This window comes from Blautia faecis (assembly GCF_020554845.1).
Classification (GTDB): domain Bacteria; phylum Bacillota; class Clostridia; order Lachnospirales; family Lachnospiraceae; genus Blautia_A; species Blautia_A faecis.
On record NZ_JAJCIA010000006.1, the window covers coordinates 1 to 21,983 of the forward strand.

Here is a 21,983-nt window from a genome sequence, read left to right on the forward strand (position 1 = left end):
CAGCTGTAGTATCCAGAAGCACATACAGGTTATCTGCATTTTGGTCTTCCCGGATTTTATAACCGCTGAAGGTAACTTTAAGGTTTTCACCAGGTGTTTCCTGTTCAAACTTAAAGATACCGTCTGTCAGTTCCAGATCCGTTAGTTTCATACCGTCACCGGCACGTGTCAGTTCATAGGTTCCGGTGGTGGTAACATTACCTTTTTCATAATCTCGGCTGTCAGCTTTACAGCTTACGCGGACACCGATCTGTGTTTTCACTGGTAATTCAAATTCTACAGGGGTATAAAGCTTTGCGCTGTCACCATCCGGTATAAATGTCGCTTTGTATTTTGCGGTTCCGTTATCTTCTCCTGCAGGCACAAGCTCCGGTTCATTCCAGCGGAAGCTTCCGGTCACCTTGTTTTCTTTGTAGGTCACTTCGCCTCCCGTAAACGGACTGAGCGCCAGTTTTTCCTGATATTTCAGGTTTCCAGCCAGTGGCAGTACCGAAACCTCAGGTTTCATTTTTCCCAGTACAAAACTGCCCTTGGCAGTACCTTCCCATTCTTTTCCAGCCAGATCTTTATAAAGGATATCTGCCTGGTAAGTATAGATATACTGGTTTTCTGTCTCTTCTACTTTGTCAGAGAGCACCACATGGAAAGAAATCCGGTTCCCATACAGCTGATACACATTTTCCTTTTCCAGGATTTCTGTCAGTCTTCCAGTGATTTCTGCCTGAAGCTTTTTGGGGGTATTTTCCAGTGGAAGATACTTTTCCAGGGAGTCCGTATAATGATTGGATAAAACTCCTGTTATGGATTCCAGTATCTGCTCCGGTGAAACTAATGGTTCCCACTGTGCATAAAGTGTACTGTCTTCTTTTAACTTACGGTCAAATTCATACGGTTCCCCGCTTCCATCTGCTGTCAGATACCAGCCTTTAAATACGTAACCAGGCACAGACGGATCCTCTGGTGCTGTTACATCCTGCTTTTCTGTGGAGTAAATGGTCTTATAAACCCCGTAATCGTCTAAATTATAATCAAATGTGATCTTATGGCGTTTATAGGCCCGAAGAACCAGCGTGATATTTCTCTGTGGCATGGTAAAGGTGATTTTATTCTCACCAGTAACGCTGTATTTAAAGTTATCATATGTACTGACGACTTCCAGGTCACTGTAATCCGGGTCCAGCACAGTCCTTATTTCCACTTTCGTTCCGGAACGGATCTCCTCAGAACGGATCAGCACATTTCTAAAAAATGATTTCCGATATGCCTTAAAAGTCCTGATTCCGTCTCCAGCCTGTATGACAAGCTGTACCTGACGGAGATCAAGTTTCAGGTAGACGTCTTTCTGGCTCTCCCTGCCGGTTATGGACAGGCTGGTCTTCTGATCCGGTTCGTTATTTACGGACATCATCACCGCCTGCTGTTCCCCGTTAAAATCCCGTTTGTTTATGGTGAGGTCATAGCTGCCGTTCTTCTGCTTCTTAAATTCCTTCACGGTACCGTCCGCAGCAGTTACCCACAGCTTATAAGTGGTATCTGCTTCTTTCCCGTTCAGGCTTATGTGATAATTTACCTGGCTGCTTTCACCCGGGAATCTGTGCACATAAAGATAATAAGTTGTTTCATAATTTTGGTCATCCGCAAAAACTTTATATCTTAAGGTTCCATTTTGCGCATCCAGTGAACAGTCCTTCACGGAACCAATTCCGGATTGTAGGGAACCGCTTCCATTTATCCACTTACATTCCATACCTGCCAGTTCCGGATAAGCATCTTTTGCTTTCTGGATGATCTGGTTTAAATTCAGGCTGACGGTTTTCCACTCTGCTGTTTTCTGGCCTGTACTTAGATAACTGGTAAAAGTGTTCTGATAAACCAGGGCATTGTCCCAGCCGGCAGGATCCAGTCCCCATTCGTCTGCGCACCAGTCCCTGAGCACGACTTTTATCGTGTGGTTTGTGGTTGCAACATAAATTTTTTTACTAAGATGGAACCTGCTGACCTGCTTTTTCACGATAGCAGATTTGCTGTTGTTGGTATAAGTTACAACAAGGTCCAGTTCTGCCTTTTTACAGTTATATTTTGCCGCTAGGCCCTGATCCAGATAAATAAATCCGGGGCTGGTGTTGTTCTTTCCATTTCCTACATAAAAGAGTTTTGCCAGGGGATCTTTGTCCGATACTGCTTTCCCATCAACTTTCAGATTCTGGATCTGAAGGGAAATACCTGCATCCTTCTGGGTCGCCAGAACGAAGCTTTCTTTGCATGTGCCTTTCGCCATATCCCAGTTTTTCATCGGAATGGAAGAAAAACCGAAGGAATCTTTTTGGTCTGCATTTTTGGACACAACCTTCCACATGTCAGCCAACGTGGTCTGGTTCATATAGGAAAAACCGCTGGAATAGCTTTTCGACCACAACGGCCATCTGCCGCTGTATACGGTCCAGCTCTTTTTCTTGGTCTTAAAGATAAGCTTGACTTTCAGCTGAAGCTTGACAACCACATCAATACCGACCTCAAATTTCAATGCGCCCAGCTCTGTGCTTGCACCGCTTACCAGATTCGCGGTGTTATAATAGAAGCCAGACAATTCTGCGTAAGCGTAGACGCTGCCTTCTATGCTGGTGGAGATGAAGCCGCAGAAGGTAATGGAAATCGTAACACGGATTCCCACCCTTGCCCCTACTTTACCAATCAGGTAAACACTGCTGGTCACGCTGCTTTCCAGCTTCTGTGTATAGGAGCTTCCTTCAAACTTCAGGAACTTATACTCAAATCCAATGCGTTCTCCGCTTTTTACCTCAATTTCCACGCCAAAGGTTGCCAGCACACCGACCTGGCCCACAAGGTCAATATCCACACCCAAGGTAATGATTCCGTAGAAAGAGAACCGCAGCTTCAAAAGAACGACGTTGAAAATATCATTGTAGACCAGGGAGGAATTTACAATGGAACCAACTGTCTTCATTAGTTCGGAAACATTTTTGTCATACTGGCTGTAGTCGTTGGAATCCTTTAACCCTTCTGGTTTTACGATCTCGGAAAGTGTTTTCTTCGCATCATTGAACAGCTTTACAGAGCCGCCGGAGGATGCGGTAACCGTAAGGGAAATCTTGGATGTGGAACGCAAAGTTACGGACATATCGATCCAGAATTTTCCACCTTTTACATTAGTCTGTACGGACAGGCTCTGGGTAAAGGACAGCTTAGGTGAAATGGTAAGAATCGTCTTCGAACCGTTCTTAATGGCTGCACTTGCCGAGATGCTGATCGTCGCAGTTACATTGCTGCCGGATGCAGAGATCTTTACGGATGGTTTGCCCGGCTTCAGGGTGGCATTCATTCCTGCCAGGGAATAAACTCCTTCCCCGTATTTTTCATTGATCATCTTCTGGGTTTCCTCAGAAGTCATAACCGCCATCAGCATCTGGGCTTTTAATTCCTCGTTTTCCTCTACCTGGCTGACGATTTTGGATTCCACTACCTGGAGTTCTTCTTCGGACAGCTGGCTCTCCAGATCTACATCATCTGTAGTGTTTACATCAAAATCTGCCAGGTAATCCTGTGGATTGGCATATCCGAACCAGATCCTTGTCTGATCCCCTTCGCTCTGGACATCCACAACCTGAGCAAAAAGCACATATCCGTCAAAAGAGCCTTCGGTATAGGAATCCATGCTCTTTTCATCCCGGCCGATTTCGCCGTCATAAAAGGCTACGATTTCCCCGGGCTCATAGTTAAGCGTCCCATTTACAAGAAGTTCCCCAGGCTCATATGCCGGAGTTTCGGTTTCCGGTACATCCTCTTCTGTTTCAATTTCCGGTTTTTCTTCGGAAGGAAGTTCTTCATTTTCTTCTGTTGTTGTGGAAGGCTCATCCGCTTCCTGCCGGGAAAGAATTTCCTTTTCTTCCTCCTGAAGGAGTTCAGTTGTTTCTTTTTCTGTTTGTCCTGCTGTTTCTTCTGAATTTTCTTTCTCAACAGCAGGGGTGTAGGATATTACCTGGTCCCAGAGAATATAATCGATATCTTCTGAAAAACCAACAATCTCCACCTTCTCTTTATAAACAGAAACTGTAACTGAGCGAACATCTTTGGAATAATCTGCAAAATTAATTTCTTTAGGAAGCCTTACTGTAAATGTGGCTCCCGGCTCAAATCCTTTTTTTCCATCTTTTTCGTAATATTCACCGAAAATGGAGAAACCGTTCGGTGTCTTTTTTACAGACAGGATCGGATCCAGATCACCGGCTCCCGGCTCTAAGGAGACAGCGGACAGAACCTCGTCTTCTGTCATTTTGGTATCTGTAATCAGCGGGATCTCTCCCTGCCAGTCGAAATCATTTAACTCCGCACAGCTTCCATCCTTTTCCTGGCTTATGGCTTCATTGGAAGTAAAAAGCGCATACAGAGTCATATCTTCCTGAATCGGCTCTGTATATGCAAATAATTCGGTACACGCTTCATCACGGCACCATCCGCCGAAGGTATAGCCCTCCTTATTTGTAGAAATTCTGGATACTGGTTTGGAAAGAAGTGTTTCCCCTTTTGCAAAGGTAAGAGGTGCTGCCGGTGTACCACCAAACGTTTCAAAGGTAACAGTCACAGCTTCAGCAGCATCTGTAAATCCTGCATATAAGGTCAGAGGTCCGTTCACACAGTCAAACTGGGAATATGCTTCTGTGCAGGCTGCATCCTGATACCAGGTAGTAAATATGTATCCTTCTTTTTCCGGCGTGATCCCGGTAACATCCACCGGAGTTCCGGGAACTGTCTGACGGACAGCCACTTCGCTGCCATCAGCTACAAATGTAACGGTGTAAGTTTCCAGTTTCAGAGAGCTTGCTGCACCACTTGGAAGGGTTTCACTGCTTCCGTCTGGTTTTTCCAGTTCCAGTGCTTTTCCGGACTGGTTTGTTACTTTACAGGTGGCGTAAACCGCCAGGGAACTTACCGGTTCTTTTACTTCCACACCTCCGATGGTTCCGCTTCCTTCCAGTGTTACTGCCTGGCCGCCGTTTAATTCCAGTTTGGAAATATTCGTTTCAGAATCAATCTGCAGGGAAGACTCTTCTGTCTTTTCCCCGGCTATCAACAGCTGGTCTGCTTTCACACCAGTGAAGCTGATCGCAGTACCCTGGCTGATGTCCAGTGCTTTCGCAGTAACATTAGATAGCTGGATCTTTGTTGTATTGCGGATTGTGATGGTTCCTGCTGTGATGCCGGAAAGATAAACCGACCCACATGCAACCAAAATGGATTTGGAATCATCCGACACCCTTAGTTCATCGGCCTGTTCCTGGGATGTGATCACGTAATCGTAACCAGCTGTATCAATTCCATCCAGAAACCTGCTATCCACGGTCGTTTCTGCCTGATCCGAAAATCCCTGATTTTCATTTCCTGCAAGCACAGTACTTCCCATTGTGATTGTCAGCATAACTACCACCAGAAAGAGTGCAATTGTTTTTCTGAAATGCTTCATACATTTCCTCCTCCCTTTTGGCAATGCTTTTGCCTTTTCTTGTAATTACAATGATATTTCAACTATTGATTATAGTCAATTATATATTATTTGGCACCTTTAAGCAACTGTTATTTGACAATTTATGGCAAATTTCCAATAGAAAAAGGAATGTTCACTCTGAACAATCCCTTTTTATAAAACTTTATTCGTTTTTCACACGATACAAAGGATGATTCTTTTTATTATCAGAAACAGCACCCCTACTGCTATTGCATATGTTTCTCTACCCGTTTTTTCTCCAATCTGTCACTGATTCCTACAGCAAAGTAAAGTGGCTCCCCGATATATTCCAAACAATCCGAAGCTCAATAGAACACCTCCGATGATATCTGTACACCAGTGTACACCATATAATAATCTTCCACATATCATAAACAAGGAAAAAAGAACAGAAAAAATATTAGTTTCTTTTCGTAACCAGTAATTCGAACTCCTATGATTTGCCTGATACATAAGCGAAAGCATGACACTTACCTGATTGATCTTAATCTGCATTTGCCAGTTTACTACTCGGTAAATCTTAAAAAGTTTTATGATGTCATGAAATTCTGTATTCTCTTCCCCTTTGTATTCTTTCGATATTACTCCTGCTCGTCCTCTTGACATTTTTCTGCCTCATCCTTTCGTAATTTCATCTTTTGTTGAAACGCCTTCTCCATTTCGTCGTCCACCACACTAGCTCTGATAAGGCAGCAATACATAAGCGTAATCACCACTGCCATCAGAACGAAGAACACAAGCCAAAATACCCACATTCTTTTATCCCTCCGTTTTCATAATATGGAGTGGTTCTTTACTCTCCTACTTATAAATAATAAAAATTTTCGACGAAAAGTGTAAAAATTTGAAAATAAATTGCGATTTTTTTAAGATTTTCTCGATTTATAAAAGAAATGGAATTGAAATGTGATTACCACTTTAGATTTGCAGGGTTTGATGATATAAAATGATTTCTGTATCGATATAGGGAAATAGTTGAATTTCTATAATAAAATTGTCATCCGATCAGATATTTATCCAACCAGATGGCGACAACTTCTTCATTTATGCTGTCAGCAAGTCCGCATTTTTAATAATTTCTTCAATTTGTTTTTCTTCCATTCCCGCTACATCAGCGATCTGAGCAATCATATAGCCCTTGCTGTGCATTTTTACAATCATTTCTTTTTTGCCCATCTCAATTCCAGTTTCTTTAATTTTCTGACTTAAATTACACATAACACTCACATCCTCTCTGAAGTCTTCTCACAATGGAATATCATATTCGTTTCCGATGATATTGCATTTTATCTGCCAGCCCTTATATAAAACAATGGAACCCATAATTTTGTTTTTATTTTCTTACCATCCACACTATAAGCCGTCACGTCACAAGTTTCAAATTTTTCTTGATTGCAATGGTATTGTAGAGAATCTGCCTCTTGTTCCATAAGTGTATATGTGAAACTTTCAGAGGGCATAAGAACCTTGGCATTTTCTACTATGTGACAATCTACAAGCAATTTGTTTTTATAACACAATTCAAAGCTCTCTAGTATAAATGGATTTTTACCTGTATTATAAATTTCAATTCCATGTTCTGATAAACTTGTTTTAGTACGGTATTCTTTATCTATCAGTTCCGTTTCGGGTGTAGAAACCATTTGAAAAGTAAGCTTTGGTCTTTCACGAAAAAACATCGTAATCTCATTCAAAATCCAGCCAACAATTACGCCTACCAGAGTCGCTACTAATTCACGCATTTATAATCTCCTTTTGTTCAAGGAAAAGCTGTTCTCCTTTTATCTGGGAATGGATAAAAAGCCATCCAAATGAACATCCATTTGAATGACTTTTCCTTCACACTACATTATGCTGGTAGCAATTCCTCATTTTTAATAATTTCTTCAATCTTTTTCTCTTCCATTTCCGCCACATCAGCGATCTGAGCGGTTGTATAACCTTTGCTGTGCATTTTTACAATCATTTCTTTTTTACCAATCTCAATTCCTGTCTCAATTCCAGTTTCTTTAATTTTCTGACTTAAATTACACATAACACTCACATCCTCTCTGAAGTCTTCTTCCATTGGAATATCATATTCATTTTCGATGATATTCAGTTTTTCATTTACAGACAGATCCTGGGATAACAATGCTCCAAGTAATCTATGTAACTCATATTTTTCTTCATGTTCAGGAAGCACTTCTGCCAGTCCGATCATGACAATATTAATCAGATTCAACTTGCCCTTCCAGACATGCGAATTGACAAGACTATCCTTTACCAAGTGAATATGCTCTAAACTATTTTCCGGCATGTTCATACACACCCAGATGGAATAAACACGTTTGATGTCATTATAGTTTGAGTTTGAAAAATCTTTTTCTTTCTGTGAAGAAATCATGCGGCTCACATAAAAGATAGCTCGGTTTAAAATCTCATATTTCTCAGGCTCATCCTTTTGTGCTTCCACGTTCACAATAATCTGTGATAATCCATCTCTCATCCGTACATAGAAGATAATATCAAACCTTATAGTTCCTTCATGAATCTCCTGGTTTTCAGAATTAAAACCTACGACTCGCTGACTATCTTTTTCAACAACAGTATTCGTAAGCCCAGGTTCAACCGGAACAGTATTAATAAATGGCTCTCCTTCAATGTAAGATATTACATCTTTTGGATTCATTCCCATGAATTCATCTACTGTTTTTACCAGTATATGTGCCAGAATGCTTTTCTGACCAAGCAGTCTTTTCGCTCTCTCATCATACTGTGCATCTTTATCAGTTATGAGAATTGCATTCTTCGTTTCTGTATTCACTGGCATTACTCCTTTTCGGGTATATTCAAAAATCCTTTTCCGAATATAGTTATATTATACTCTAATTCGGCATTTGTAACAACTGCTAATTTATATACGTGATCTTGTATTATCACAGCCCAAATGAAACAGACCGAACCCTGCTTCCAGGCAGTTTCCTTTTTTACATATATCAGATACTATATTTATTTACAATTATTTTCAATCATGTCAGCTTTTTTGTTTCTCCCCATCAGCCGATAGTATTTACACCATAATCGCAGCGATTGCAAAGGAACGATTTCTGTTCCAAGTGTCATTCGTTCCACGATTTGTTCTTTGTCAAGAGAACAATCATAAACCTTCCCTTCGCTTACAATAGAAAATCCAGCCATAACGTCAATATCTACAGAATCAATGGTGAATTCCATGAATACCTTTGTACGATACATTGGATCAGAAGCAGAAGCCGGTGCGTGAAGTTCTCCCATTTCTGATAAAATTGTTCGGACCTGTTCAGCATCATGAACAGAGACCATTAAATCAATATCATGAAATTCTGAAATAATACCTTTAAAGTACAGCAGCATAGATGCGCCTAAAGCCCACTCTATATTTGCCTCATTAAATCGATGTGCAATTTTCTGTAGTAATTCAATTTTCTTCCGTATTTCAGGCATAATACTTCCCACTTATATATTTATCTGGATAAAACATGTTTGTTACTGATTCCTACGGATCACTCTGCAAGGACTGCCTGCAGCAATCACATTGTCGGGAATACTTTTTGTTACAATACTGCCTGCTCCAATCACAACATTATCTCCGATAGTAACTCCTGGTAAAATAATAGCCCCGCCACCAATCCATACATTATTTCCAATGATAACTGGTGCTGTTTGTGTTTTACAATCATGCTTCTTAAGTCCGTCAGATAAAGGTGGCTTGGAACTGTTTTTTGAGTTTTTGTTTAACTGCTCTTTCAGTTCTCGGATGGTCTGGTTCAGACTTGTAATCTCAGCAGAAAGCTCAGCAATGCGAGCACTTTGTTCTTCGTTTTGCTTCATCAGAAAACGAACGAATTCTTCTGTGATATTAACTGGCATTCAGACCACCTTCTTTCCGCGATTTTTTATATTTCTATTGTAACGGAAATGCCGTAAAACAACCAGTCAGACAAAAAAGATACTTCCTTAATCCAATCCTCTAACGCCAGACCCTCTACAAAACTCTCGCGTATTATTCGTTACTACTATTATCCCTCTGATCCTCATTACAGCCATTGTTCCTTTGACCTGCTATAACAAAATGGCACAAAAAGCATTGATTTTATAGACCAATTAGTCTATTCTAAAATAACTACAACAAAAATATTCTTGGAGGGGTATATGACGAAAGCTCTGACTAATTATGATAAAATAAAAATTTCTACAGCACATGTTTTCCTGCAATATAATCAGGCTACAATGATACATAAATATTCATTAGATTACAATTCTGACTGGTTATATATTACTTTTATTAACCGTACCTATCGTATTAATCGAAAAACGGGAAGTGTTCAGTGGTCAGATAATGATTTTGAAATAATTCATGAAGCCAATCACAATGAAGCAATGACTATTTATGATGTTTTATGTTATTCAAAGGATAGATGCCATCTGTCACATGAATTTATAAACATAAACAGCCTTTCCTCTGTCCGAACAGGAAATCTCTCAACGAGCAGCGGATTTTTTCAGAATACCGCTGACTTTTTTAACGGAAAAACCGTTGAATTGCGTAATGCCTGTATAGCACTTTCCGGAAAGGAACTGGAAAAAGGAGATGTTGCTTTTAAATTAAATCTTTTTCCTTTTTTGCCGATTATCATTCGTTTCTGGGAAGCTGATGATGAGTTCCCGGCAAGTCTTCAAATTCTTGCAGACAGGAATACTTTAGATTACATGCATTATGAAACGCTTATGTTTGCACTTACACATCTGTTTTCCAGACTGAACGAGGAAATGCGAAATGAAAAAAGGTGAAGAATCCAGACAACTCCTGATTGAGTGTGCGGCTGAATTATTATGGAAAAATGGATATTCTGCTACTGGAATCAGCGAAATTCTCAAACAAACAGACCTTCCAGTAAGAAAAAATATGATTGAAATGTACCTGGAATACCGGTCATATCATGGCATCTGAAAGGAACTTATGTAAGTTCTGAAAAAATATTTTTGGGGAGGGAATCCTCCCCATTCTTATATCGTGGTACTTTCAAAGATTAAATTGTTAAAGCACTCTTTAAAGAAAAAAGTCCTATGCAATTTTCCAGAGTGGCACTCCATTAGTATAACATGCAATTAATATTTTTCCTGCTGCCTTATTACTTCTGATAATATTGACAGCAGCTTATCAGCCTGGACTGGCTTTGCTATATGTTCATTCATTCCGGCTGCAATAGCCTCCCGCTTATCTTCCTCAAATGCATTTGCTGTCATTGCAATGATTGGTATACACGCCTTGTCCTTATCTGGTAAATTTCTGATTTCCTGTGTTGCCTTATAACCGTCCATTTTAGGCATCTGGATATCCATGAGGATCACATCATATGTTCCAACCGGCATTTGCATTATCCTGTTTACACACTGGATACCATCCTCCACACGTTCTGTTTTAAGACCTGCACGCTCAAGTATTGCTTCTGCAATCTCTGCATTCAGATCATTGTCCTCTGCCAAAAGGATATTCCTTCCCTCAAGTATTTCACTGCAGGATTCTGGATTTTCAGCATGTTTTTTTACATAATAGCTTTCATCCGCTATCCTGTGTTTTAGTGTTACAGTAAAAGTGCTGCCCTTTCCAAGCTCACTCTCCACATCGATTGTTCCACCGAGCAGATCAACATATTTCTTTACGATTGACATTCCAAGTCCGCTTCCTGTGATTTTGCTCTTCGTGGTGTTTCGTTCACGAGTGAATGCTTCGAAAATTTTTGACAGATAATCCTGGCTCATACCAATTCCGGTATCGCTCACCCTGGTCCTTACAATCATGTACCCAGGCTCCTCGCAGGGTAATTCATCTATATCTACCATAACAGAACCACCGGCTGGAGTATATTTTACGGCATTACTCAGGATGTTGACAAATATTTCTTTTACCTTGGTAGTATCTGTCAGTATATTTTCATGTTCTACATTTATTGTGTAATGAAGAGCAAGATTCTTTTTCTTTGCTTCATCCTCAAATATTTCAAACAGAGTCTGCCGGATATCCTCAATCCGTCCATAGTTCTCATCAATTTCCATCCTTCCGCTCTCAATCCGAGCCATATCAAGTACATTATTTATGATTGACAGAAGAAGGTTTCCTGACTGCTGAAGTTTTTTTAAATGTTCTGAAGTTTCAGGCAAATCCTTTCCTTTCAGTTCATTCTCCATAAGCTGTGCATAGCCCAGAATTGCATTCATAGGAGTACGGATGTCATGTGACATATTGTTAAGGAAACGAGTCTTTGCCAGATTAGCTTCTTCTGCTTTTTTCAGAGCGATTTCCAACTTGTCATTAAGCTTTTGTGTATCATTTGCAGCAAGCTTTGCGACAGCTTCTGCTTTCCTTGCCTTCCGTAAAAGTACGAGGATAATACTAATGATAGTGAGTACAAAAAATCCTGCCGTAGCAAAAAAAGCAAGCATATTGTCTTTTACAAAATCCAAAAATGTTACCTTATCTGCTGTACTGTCATAAATAGCAAGTGCACTTGTAAGCATGTCAGACGGCATAGCCTTTAAGGTTTTATTCAATATTGATAAGAGGGTTCCCTCTCCACTTCTAACTGCAAAGCATGCCTCCATTGTTTTTGTAAGTGGAATACTCTTGAAATTTTGACTGTTATCATATATTAGTGCCTGACTTGCGCCCATGAGGAAACAGTCTGCTTTTTCATGAATGACCATATCTGCTGCATCGTCAAGCGAATCACAATCTATAAGCTTCCATTGGGGATAACTGAATGCAATATGCTGTTTTAAGGCATATTTTTCCCTGGGCACAGCTACAGTATACACCTTATTCTCATCAAATTTTTCCTCATCTGTTACCGCCATCAGGCTGTAGGTCCAGGCTGTGTTTGTAAGTGTATATCCGTTTTTTTCTGCAAAATATGGATTCCTGCCAGCATAAAAAATCATGTCAATCTCTCGTTCTTGTAAAGCCTGAAGCATTTCATCATATTCATCATATTCCTGTATATTAAATTCCAGTATCTGATTTCCCAGACAGTCTTTGGCATAAGAGAAATATTCTGCCAGCATACCGGTAAGTTTTCCAGTCTCTTCGTCCAGGGAAAATACTGCCGCATCATTACTCAGAAATCCGATCCGGATCCCATCATGTTCTTCCAACCAGGACTTTTCTCCGCCTGTAAGACTTTGACAATAATCAAGCGTAAAATACTTTTTATACAGATCCGCCTTGAAAAAAGGACTATCCTGATCCAGCTGACGCATAGCCCAGTCCAACTCTGTCTTGATATCGCTGCGCTCTTTATTTATTACAAAATATATGCCGGATTTACCAATCGTGGTAACGGATGATATTCCCTGTTCAGACCAGATGGATTCCTCCAGAGATACAAAACAATCGATTTCATGATTCGCTAATTTCTTTTCGACATCATCATCACTATTCACATTTACATGTTTTGTATGTATGCCATTCTTATTTTCCCATTCTGTCAGCATGATTTCAGGCTCAGTCCCCATGAGCACACCTACACGTTTCCCATCCATAGACTTGAAATCAGACGTCCCAATATCCGTATCCGATAAATCAGCATAAAGGATATATTTTTCCTCACCCATGGGTTCATCCGGGAAAAGCATCTTCTGTGCACGTTCATCGGTGTAAGAAATATCGCCCATGATATCAATCTCACCATTTTCAAGCTTATCAAAACAGTTGGACCAGTCACATTTCACATACTCAAATTTCCATCCGGTATAACCTGCCAGAGCCTGCATGAGCTCGTAGCCATAACCTCGTCTGACACCGTTTTTATCGACATAATTAAAGGTATCCTCAAATGAGCCGACACGGATGGTCTGTGGCTGTTTTTCATCATTATTCGTTTCAGCAGCCTGGCAGTGTACCGATAACATCATCCACATTCCCAGGACCACAAATATACATGCAAATAGTACGGCTGATTTTTTTCTACTTTTATCCATATTTTTTATTTCCTTCATCCGTTTGTGTTTTATGATGTTCCAAACACCAGGTCAAAAACAGCAAGTATTGTTTTTATATCAATCGGTTTTGCAATATGTGCATTCATCCCTGTTGCTGTGTACTGCTGCTGTGTAATTTCCATCATCTCTGCAATGCCCCGGGTGATAAAAACGCTGCCAAACAGGCAGCGCATCTCATTTCATGCAACTGGCTGCCATTTTACAGGCCCTGTAGCTTTGCGTCGCAGACTTTCATCTGTTTTGCCGATTTCCATATTAGAGCATTTAAAATTATACAAAAAAACTGATTTTATTATACTCCCTTGCTCCACTTTACACAAGAAAAACCTCACCGCTTTAACGCTTAAAAATAATTTGAAAACCTGCTAAAAAGTTGTTAACCGAACTTCTTAGCAGGTTTTTATTACTAATCTGTCAGATTATTTTGTAATGTACTGATCAATTCCTCTATAACGATTGGCTTGGATAAGAATCCATTCATACCGCATTCCAACGCTTTCTTTCTGTCCTCGTCAAAAGCATTGGCCGTCATGGCAAGGATGGTGATTCCTGCCAGTGCCGGATCCCTAAGGGCACGGATCTGCTTCGTGGCCTCATATCCGTTCATTACCGGCATCTGCACATCCATCAGCACCAGATCATAACCGCCCGGTTTCGACCTCTTGACCTTCTCTACTGCCTCTGCCCCATTTTCTGCAGTATCCACCAGGAAGCCATATTCATTAAGGATTTCCACCGCAATTTCACTGTTCAGCTCATTGTCTTCCACAAGCAATATACATTTGCCTCTGAAATCTGGGACTGCCGCCGGAAGAACAGGATTCTCCTGCTCAGCCTGATTCTGGCCAATGGCAGTCATCAGGGTATCTCTGATATCAGACATAAACAGAGGTTTCGCACAGAATGCAGTTACCCCTGCAGCCCTGGCTTCCACTTCGATGTCTGACCAGTCATAAGCAGTCAGAATAATAATCGGTGTATCGTCACCAAGACTGCGAATCTGTCTGGTGACCTCAATACCATTCATATCCGGCAGACGCCAGTCGATGATATAAGCATGGAAGGCATCCCCAAGCTCCATAGACTGTCGTGCACGCAGAACAGCCTCCTTACCGGAAAGTGTCCATTCCGAACGCATTCCAACCCTCACAAGCATTTTGGTCACGCTGTCACAGGTATTAAAATCGTCATCTACAACCAGAGCCTTAAGACCTTCCAGCTCTGCAATCTTCTCTATACGGTGATTCTCAGGCTGAGTCCGGAATGGCAGACGGACGATAAATTCGGTACCTTTCCCCTGCTCTGTCCGGACCTCAATGGTGCCGCCCATCATATCCACAATATTCTTGGTGATGGCCATACCAAGTCCTGTACCTTGAGTCCTGCTCACAGTGGAAGTCCGCTCCCTCTCAAAAGGAGAAAAGATCTTCTTCACGAATTCCTGACTCATGCCGATTCCGTTATCCTTTACCCGGATCTCGTACAGTTCACTGCCTCTTTGTAGCCCCGGATACTGTTTCAGCCGAACAGAAACGGTTCCGCCAGCAGGAGTAAACTTGATCGCATTGGACAAAAGATTCAGCAGCACTTGATTCAGTCGTGTCTTATCACAATAGACATTCTCATTTGTCACATCCATGGCATCCATATAGAGCTCCAGCTGCTTCGCATGGATCTGCCCGCTGATGATCGTTTTCAGATCATGAAGCACATCCGACAGACTGACCTCCGTTTCTTCCAGATGGATCTTTCCACTCTCAATCCGGCTCATATCCAGGATATCATTGATCAGGGAAAGCAGATGGTTACTGGAGGAAAGGATCTTGCCCAGATAATCCCGAACCCTGTTTTTATCATCAATATTACTTACAGCCAGTGTGGTAAAACCGATGATTGCATTCATTGGTGTCCGGATATCGTGAGACATATTGGAAAGGAAGGTACTCTTTGCCCTGTTTGCAGTTTCCGCCGCACGGACTGCCTCAGAAAGTGCCTGGTTCATTTTCCAGTCAGCGGTACGGTCCGACATAACCAGGATATATTTCTTTTTTCCGTCTATCCCACTGCCCATTGCTATATTATGGAACCAGCGTTTTTCCCCTGTTTTCTGATGAACATATTCATAATCCCATTCTCTTTGTTCATTCACCTGGATTTCCTCCAGATAATTTTTCTCCGGATTTTCTTGTTCCTCTGGATGCAGTTTTCTCAGAACACGAATATCTTTACAGATCTGTTCTATCGTAATGCCCAGCAGCTTTTCCACATTCGGGCTGACGTAATCTGCATAATATGTTTTGGCATCCAGCATCAGGAAAACGTCATCCACATTCATTGACAGCTTTTGAAACAGTTCGTCTCTGTACCGGATCTGTGTGTCCTTTCTTCTAAGGCTTGTCCTGTTTTTTTGGATAATAAGGCTGATAAAAAAGACGGCAATACAGAACACAACAGAAGCTACAAGGAACATTGTGTTACGCTGCAGACTGTTCATACTGGCATTGACAATATCCGCCTGTACAAGTCCCAGAAATACCCAGTCCTGAATATCCGATTTTTCATAAACCAGATAATAGTTCCTTCCATCCAGATCTATCAGCAGCGCACCGGTATGTCCTGCTTTAAACTTCTCCGAAAGCTTATTGACCTCTTTCTCAGACATATCAGAATGCTCTCTCAGAACACCGAAGAAATTATATACATTCCCCCATGACTCAGAAGAATGATCGATCACAACACGGCCATCCGGATGAACAATAAAACTCTGTGCATTTCCATTGAAAGCAGAAATATCCAGTACATCTACGATATCAGAGTTTTCATAGGCAATGGCGATGGCATCATATTCAAATCCCTGATAGCTTCCATGGGCCCTGGGAGTGGCAAAAACAAGCAGCTGGGATTTTCCTGGAACTGCTGCATTTGATATCACATCATTTCCCTGCCGGATGTCCTCTTCAATATCTTCCTGTAATCCAAGGTATCCGTTTTCCCCTGTCACCAGCTTATAGTTTCCGTCGGCTGACAGAAAAAAGAAATCCAAAAATCCGGCATCCTCCTGCGCATTCTTTATATAATGACGGATTTCATCTTCACTGGAGATATTTTGCAGATTCTCCCCCCATATATGGAGATAAGTCAGGTTCTTATCTGTCAGTTCCCTTAGCATATTATCAGACTGATGAAAAATCTCTGTCAGATGAGAAACGCTTTCCTCATAAATGGTTTTCGACACAAAGTCAAAATATCGAAAAACCATCAGAACAATTCCCAGTAAAACAGCTGTAAAGACAGCAATCCGGGATCGTTTTCCCATGCCAGGTTTCTTTCTGCCTTTATTACGATTCTTAATATCCATTCTTCTCACCTCAGAGTCATGTAGTCTTCAGGCTCTGCAAGAATGGCATCACCATCTGAAATATATCCTGTCCAGGTATCCTTCACAGTGGTATCTCCTCCCTCAAACACAATATTCTCATCTGTGGGATAAGCTTCCATGTGTTTTGGTATCGCAAGGCAGGTTACCGTGAATGTATCATTGTCCTGAACTTTTTTTCCATCTTTTGTAACTTTACTCAATGTGTAGCCATCATCTGTTTCTTTGACTTCCACGGAAATCCCGCTGAACACAGGCAGCGAACCACGGTTAAAGGGAATGAAGCCGCCCTGGTAGCCTTCTACAAAGTTTCTGACTGTCTCTTTCAGTTCTTCCCCGCTCATCTTGCAGCTATACGCAGAAAGACTGTTTGGCATGATCATGCTGCCAGCCATTTTTTCCGTATATTCTGCCTTCAGTACATTTCCCGTAAAGCTGTTCCCAGTTGCGAGCAGTACATCCGTTCCATAAATACCACGCAGAGTGTTTGCCATAACCGAATAAGCCGCATTTCCCCCACTGCTATGAAAACGGTTGGAATAGGATTTCTGTGAATCCAGCACGGTATTCTCTGAAGCAGATTCTTCCGCAAGAAGCTGGGAATTAAATGACTGATAGGCCTGCTTTGCATCGTATTCTCCTGAAATCATCTTAGACACCACATCCTTGGAAACGGAGAAAAAGTCATTTGACGCAATGCGGATATACATATGGTTTTCTTCGATCACAGGTTTCACATCCTTCAGATACTCCGTAAGCCTGAAATCCACATCCTGGCTGTAGCTCAACAGATCCTGTCCATCACTAATGATCCGGTTCTGTGCCTCCGCTGAAAACATTGTTTTCAATACCTTCATTGCTTTCTTTCGGCGGGCTTCGTCCTGTGTCAGGTCGCGGTTTAAGGCCACCTGAAAATATGGGGTCGTCATCAGCCACTTTTCGCCATTCTCCTGAAAGAATGGCAGAAATGTTGTGTTAATGCCCTGATCCTGAAACATTTTTACACCAGCTGAGGTGCCAAAGTACATGGCAAGCTTACCACTCTGGTACATCTCAACGATATCATCATAATTCATATCCAGATCATCCTGGTTCAGCCCTGTATCCTGGATAAACTGTTCCATACGTTCAAAAGCCTGCGGCCAGACGGTACCATCCAGACCCTCTCTCTTTGTATTATCTGGGTCACTGTAGGTGGTGCGCCACTTGCGTCCGTCTACAGAAGACAATTCTGATGCAGACAGACCCTGCAGTGTTTCCATACAGGTATAATCGTAATAATAGTCTGCAGTAAAGCCACGGATTCCCACCTCGTCAAATGCCTGGCAGGCAGAAACGAAGCTTTCATAATCGGTTGGCAGCGGAATTTCATACTTTTCAAAAAGGTCCTTGTTGACCACGAAACCATGGGCATCCGCGCACACGGGAAGCCAGTTTACGCTGCCATCCTCGTTCATAAAACTGCTGAGGTAGGTATCATAGACAGCACCTGCCTCATTGGTTGTGGAAAGATCCATCAGACTGTCCTTCAGCGGACTTGCGTCATGCAGGGAAAACCGGCAGCAGGTTATAATATCCGGCAAACCACCGTTTTCATCAAGAAACTTATAAAAATCCAGATCATTATTGCCGACTACAAATTCAACATTGATATCCGGAAGCTGTTCCTGGATGTATGGTGCATATTTATCATACAGGCTGGTGCTCCATAAATACACTGTGATGGTTTCTGCATCTTCTTTTTCTGCAATTTTTCTGCCGCAGCCTGACAAAAGTGATGTGCCTGTCGTCATCACCAGAAGTACAGCAAGTAACTTACTCCGGTTTTTCTTTTTCATTATGACTCCCCCTGAAACTGTGTTTCATTAGTTTATAAATTATATTTATCAATAATTTTCCATCAACAGGCTTTGCTATATGTTCATCCATTCCTGCTTCTTTAGCTCTCAGTCTGTCCTCCGTGAATGCATTTGCTGTCATTGCAATAATCGGAATCACCTTTGCATCCTCTCTGTCCAGAGAACGAATTTTCTTTGTAGCTTCATAACCATTCATAACCGGCATCATAATGTCCATAAGAATGACATCAAATTCACCAGGTTTACTTTTTCTGAATAGCTCAACAGCTTCCTGTCCATTCCATGCTTTCGTCACTACAGTGCCTTCATTCTGGAGCATAAATTCTGCAATTTCCATGTTCAGCTCATTATCTTCTGCCAGAAGAATGTGCAACCCCTTTATAGATTTTTCTGATACATCCTTCTGTTTTTCACGTTTATCCGCATTCATATCTATTTTGAACGGAACCCGGATCACAAATGTAGTTCCTGTGCCTTCTTCACTTTCAAAGGTAATGGTTCCGCCCATTTTCTCGACCAGATTCTTTGCAATCGGCATCCCAAGTCCTGTTCCGGCAAATTTTGTGCGGCTTCCTGTGTGTTCCTGTGCAAATGGTTCAAACACACATTTCTGGAACTCCTCAGTCATTCCGATTCCTGTATCCCGGCAGACAAATTCCATTGTGGTCATTCCTGGCTGTTCGGATGGGATTTCCATGCAGCTGATATAGATATGTCCGTTTTCTCTGTTATATTTCACCGCATTGGACAGGATATTCATCATCACCCGTTTCACATACCCCGGACTTCCAATAAAATCCCGGTGTGTGATTTCTTTTTTCTCCCACACAATCCTGATATTCTGTTCTGCAGCCATCTGCTCGATTACAGCAAGTACTTCCCTTGAAATACTGCTCAGATTAAATGGAATCTTTTCCAGAACAATTTCGCCTGACTCCAGCTTACTCATGTCCAGAATTTCATTTACCAGTTCCAGCAGCAGATTGGATGCCTCTTTCACCTTTGTCCTGTATTCCGTCTGCTTCTCCATATCATCTGCATAATGGTCTGCCATATTTACCATACCGCAGATTCCATTGATCGGAGTCCGGATATCATGGCTCATCCGCTGGAGAAATTCTGTTTTTGCCTCATTGGCGGCTTCTGCCTTTTTTGCTGCTATCAGAAGTTCTGCTTTATATTTTTCATCTTTTTCCTGTTCCTGTTTCCGGTGCGCCAGATTGGTTCTGTATGTCCAGAACCAGAATATACTGAACATCAGAAAATAAAGAAAAATAACACTTATCACACTTAATGGAAGATTATGGAACACTTCTGTATCCGGAAGATATGCATAAATATAGTAATCCCTCTGCTTCAGCATGATTCCGTAGCATCCTGTTCCTTCATTCTTCAAATGATAAATGTGCTGACTGTCTGTATGCCTCTTCATTGCCTGAACAACTTCGTTGTCAGCCGTATTCTGCCCCAACAGGCTCTGATCATTGCTGGCAACAACGAATCCCTCGTCTGCAACAATAATCGTTCCATCTTTCCGGGTACTATAGCCATTTAAAAGACTCTGTATCGTCAAAGTATAATTTCTGGTAAATTCGGGAGATGTGTAATAGTAGATTGCAACAATACCAGGTGCATCTTTTCTGGCACAGGCTGCAATGTCAATATAGGATCCATCTTCCCTGGCAAACCGTTCTGAATAAGATCTTTCTTCATATCCGGCAAAATCCATGATAATTTCTTTTTGCAGATACTCCGTAATCTCATTAGCCAAAGCCTCGTCCGTGCTGTATTCACAGTCCGTCTTTCCTTCTGTATCCAGTACAATGATACCATCCGCCCAGAGAGTCTGCAGGTTTTCTTTCAGGAAATCCTGGCTTAGCTGACCGCCGTTTTCGATTTCCATGTTAATATTTGTACTCATCTGTCTGGCACTTTCAATTGAGCGGAGAAGACTTTTGGATTCGGAAGATTCATTATAATGGGTGTAGGTGGAACACTGCACTTTAACATAATTTACGATCTCCACCATTCTTTTTTCTGCTTCCGCTTTCTCTATATGGAAGAAATAAAACAGAGAGACTACAGCCACACAGAATCCAATCAGACCTCCGATCATCTGGATTCGTTTTTCTTTTTTCTTTCTCTTAATATCCAAGGTCATCCACCTCCAGATACTTCTGGGGATCATCCAGATATTTTTCAATAATTTTCAGGGATGTGCCATCCTGACGCATCTGTTCCAATGTCTGTTCCATCTGTTCACAGATTCCTCTGTCATCACCTTTTGCAAAAGCGACACCTATTCCGGTGATCATCAGAGGCTCTTCCAGGATACGGAAGCTTGCATCATAATCCTTCATATACTGGACGATAGATTCCTCATGTGCAGCAACTGCATCTACATATCCTTTCCCCAGAAACGTATAAATCAACTCCCGGTGTCCGAGACTGATCAGATTTGCCAGTTTTGGGATTCTATCATCTGTCCGGTTCAGAAAAATGCCTTCCGGTTTGGTTGTGGACTGGACAGCCAGGTTCTTTCCCTCCAGATCGCTCAGTTTATAGATATCACTGTTCTCATTTACAGCGACCACCTGACGGCTTGCTATGTACGGTCCTGCCCAGCGGTAATCGTCAAGACGTCCTTCCATAGAAAAACAACCCATGATACAGTCAATCTCTCCGCTCTCCACCAGTTCTTTTTTCTTCTCCCAGTTGATCTGGACAACCTCCACCTGATATCCCATTCTTTTGAAAGCTTCTGTAGCCAGTTCTACATCTATACCCGTCGGTACACCATCCTCATTCAGATAATTGTATGGTGGATAGTTATCGCTTCCGAGGGTAATAACAGGCTTTTCAGTTTCTTCTTTCGTGTTATCTGTGTTTTTACACCCTGCCAGGGTGACTGCTAAAATTCCCGCAAGCAGAATGCCTGCAATCACTTTTTTTCCTTTCATTTTCTGTCTATCCTAACTATCCTTCTCGTATTTTTCATATCTGATTCCCTGCCATAAAATTATTATTGTTATGTCTATGAAATAACACCGTAAAAAAACACTGTCTCACAGACAGTGCACCTCAGTTCATGCAACTGGCTACCATTTTACAGGCCCTGTAGCTTTGCGTCACAGACTTTCGTCTGTTTTGCCGATTTTCTTATTATAGCTTTTAAAATTATGCAAAAACCTATTTTATTATACTCCAT

At 41.6% G+C, this 21,983-nt stretch carries 14 protein-coding genes, 2 pseudogenes and 2 riboswitches; of the genes and pseudogenes, 2 read left to right on the top strand and 14 right to left on the bottom strand.

Features of this window, described 5'->3' with window-relative positions; translation table 11 throughout:
- From LIZ66_RS04440 to LIZ66_RS19810, 9 genes and pseudogenes are all read right to left on the bottom strand, one after another.
- On the bottom strand, positions 1-5,479 hold a 5,479-nt coding region (locus tag LIZ66_RS04440), incomplete at its 3' end, for an InlB B-repeat-containing protein (RefSeq protein WP_227200462.1).
- Positions 5,480-5,767: 288 nt separating this feature from the next.
- Positions 5,768-6,127 (bottom strand): phosphatase PAP2 family protein, encoded by a 360-nt coding sequence (locus LIZ66_RS19800; protein ID WP_173717812.1) that lies wholly within the window; start codon positions 6,125-6,127, stop codon positions 5,768-5,770.
- A complete protein-coding gene (locus LIZ66_RS04450) occupies positions 6,103-6,276 on the bottom strand; it encodes a hypothetical protein (protein WP_173717811.1) in 174 nt (57 codons plus the stop codon). Before LIZ66_RS04450 ends, LIZ66_RS19800 begins: the two co-directional genes overlap by 25 nt.
- Positions 6,277-6,565: 289 nt before the next feature.
- On the bottom strand, positions 6,566-6,739 hold the full coding sequence (locus LIZ66_RS04455; RefSeq protein ID WP_195991003.1) for a hypothetical protein: 174 nt from the start codon (positions 6,737-6,739) through the stop codon (positions 6,566-6,568).
- Between the two features lie 68 nt (positions 6,740-6,807).
- Positions 6,808-7,263, bottom strand: a complete 456-nt coding sequence (locus tag LIZ66_RS04460; RefSeq protein WP_227200464.1) for a hypothetical protein — start codon at positions 7,261-7,263, stop codon at positions 6,808-6,810.
- A gap of 107 nt (positions 7,264-7,370) precedes the next feature.
- Positions 7,371-8,327, bottom strand: a complete 957-nt coding sequence (locus tag LIZ66_RS04465) for an Rpn family recombination-promoting nuclease/putative transposase (protein WP_227200466.1) — start codon at positions 8,325-8,327, stop codon at positions 7,371-7,373.
- A gap of 185 nt (positions 8,328-8,512) precedes the next feature.
- A complete protein-coding gene (locus tag LIZ66_RS04470) occupies positions 8,513-8,986 on the bottom strand; it encodes a DUF1897 domain-containing protein (protein ID WP_118584022.1) in 474 nt (157 codons plus the stop codon).
- 42 nt (positions 8,987-9,028) lie between these two features.
- Positions 9,029-9,217 (bottom strand): annotated as a pseudogene (locus tag LIZ66_RS19805) (DapH/DapD/GlmU-related protein); the annotation flags it as partial.
- Positions 9,218-9,220: 3 nt separating this feature from the next.
- Positions 9,221-9,412: pseudogene (locus LIZ66_RS19810) on the bottom strand (DUF6444 domain-containing protein); the annotation flags it as partial.
- A gap of 282 nt (positions 9,413-9,694) precedes the next feature.
- On the opposite strand from LIZ66_RS19810, the gene LIZ66_RS04480 reads away from it, so the two are divergent.
- Complete coding sequence (locus LIZ66_RS04480) at positions 9,695-10,333, top strand: DUF3786 domain-containing protein (RefSeq protein ID WP_148462054.1); 639 nt, start codon at positions 9,695-9,697, stop codon at positions 10,331-10,333.
- Entirely contained in the window at positions 10,320-10,493 is a 174-nt protein-coding gene (locus tag LIZ66_RS04485) for a hypothetical protein (RefSeq protein WP_173717288.1), read from the top strand. The genes LIZ66_RS04480 and LIZ66_RS04485 overlap by 14 nt, the downstream gene beginning before the upstream one ends.
- Before the next feature lie 158 nt (positions 10,494-10,651).
- Here the strand turns inward: LIZ66_RS04485 and LIZ66_RS04490 are convergent, their stop codons facing one another.
- From LIZ66_RS04490 to LIZ66_RS04510, 5 genes are all read right to left on the bottom strand, one after another.
- Positions 10,652-13,519 carry a transporter substrate-binding domain-containing protein gene (locus tag LIZ66_RS04490; RefSeq protein WP_227200468.1) on the bottom strand — a complete coding sequence of 956 codons (2,868 nt, stop codon included), beginning with the start codon at positions 13,517-13,519 and terminating at the stop codon, positions 10,652-10,654.
- Positions 13,520-13,719: 200 nt separating this feature from the next.
- Positions 13,720-13,795: riboswitch (cyclic di-GMP riboswitch) on the bottom strand.
- A gap of 151 nt (positions 13,796-13,946) precedes the next feature.
- Positions 13,947-16,898 (bottom strand): response regulator, encoded by a 2,952-nt coding sequence (locus LIZ66_RS04495; RefSeq protein WP_227200470.1) that lies wholly within the window; start codon positions 16,896-16,898, stop codon positions 13,947-13,949.
- A gap of 5 nt (positions 16,899-16,903) precedes the next feature.
- Positions 16,904-18,754 (bottom strand): ABC transporter substrate-binding protein, encoded by a 1,851-nt coding sequence (locus tag LIZ66_RS04500; protein ID WP_227200472.1) that lies wholly within the window; start codon positions 18,752-18,754, stop codon positions 16,904-16,906.
- Positions 18,732-20,936 (bottom strand): ATP-binding protein, encoded by a 2,205-nt coding sequence (locus tag LIZ66_RS04505; protein WP_227200474.1) that lies wholly within the window; start codon positions 20,934-20,936, stop codon positions 18,732-18,734. Before LIZ66_RS04505 ends, LIZ66_RS04500 begins: the two co-directional genes overlap by 23 nt.
- A complete protein-coding gene (locus LIZ66_RS04510) occupies positions 20,920-21,735 on the bottom strand; it encodes a substrate-binding periplasmic protein (RefSeq protein ID WP_227200476.1) in 816 nt (271 codons plus the stop codon). The genes LIZ66_RS04505 and LIZ66_RS04510 overlap by 17 nt, the downstream gene beginning before the upstream one ends.
- A 126-nt stretch (positions 21,736-21,861) precedes the next feature.
- Positions 21,862-21,937, bottom strand: a riboswitch (cyclic di-GMP riboswitch).
- Between the last annotated feature and the right edge of the window lie 46 nt (positions 21,938-21,983).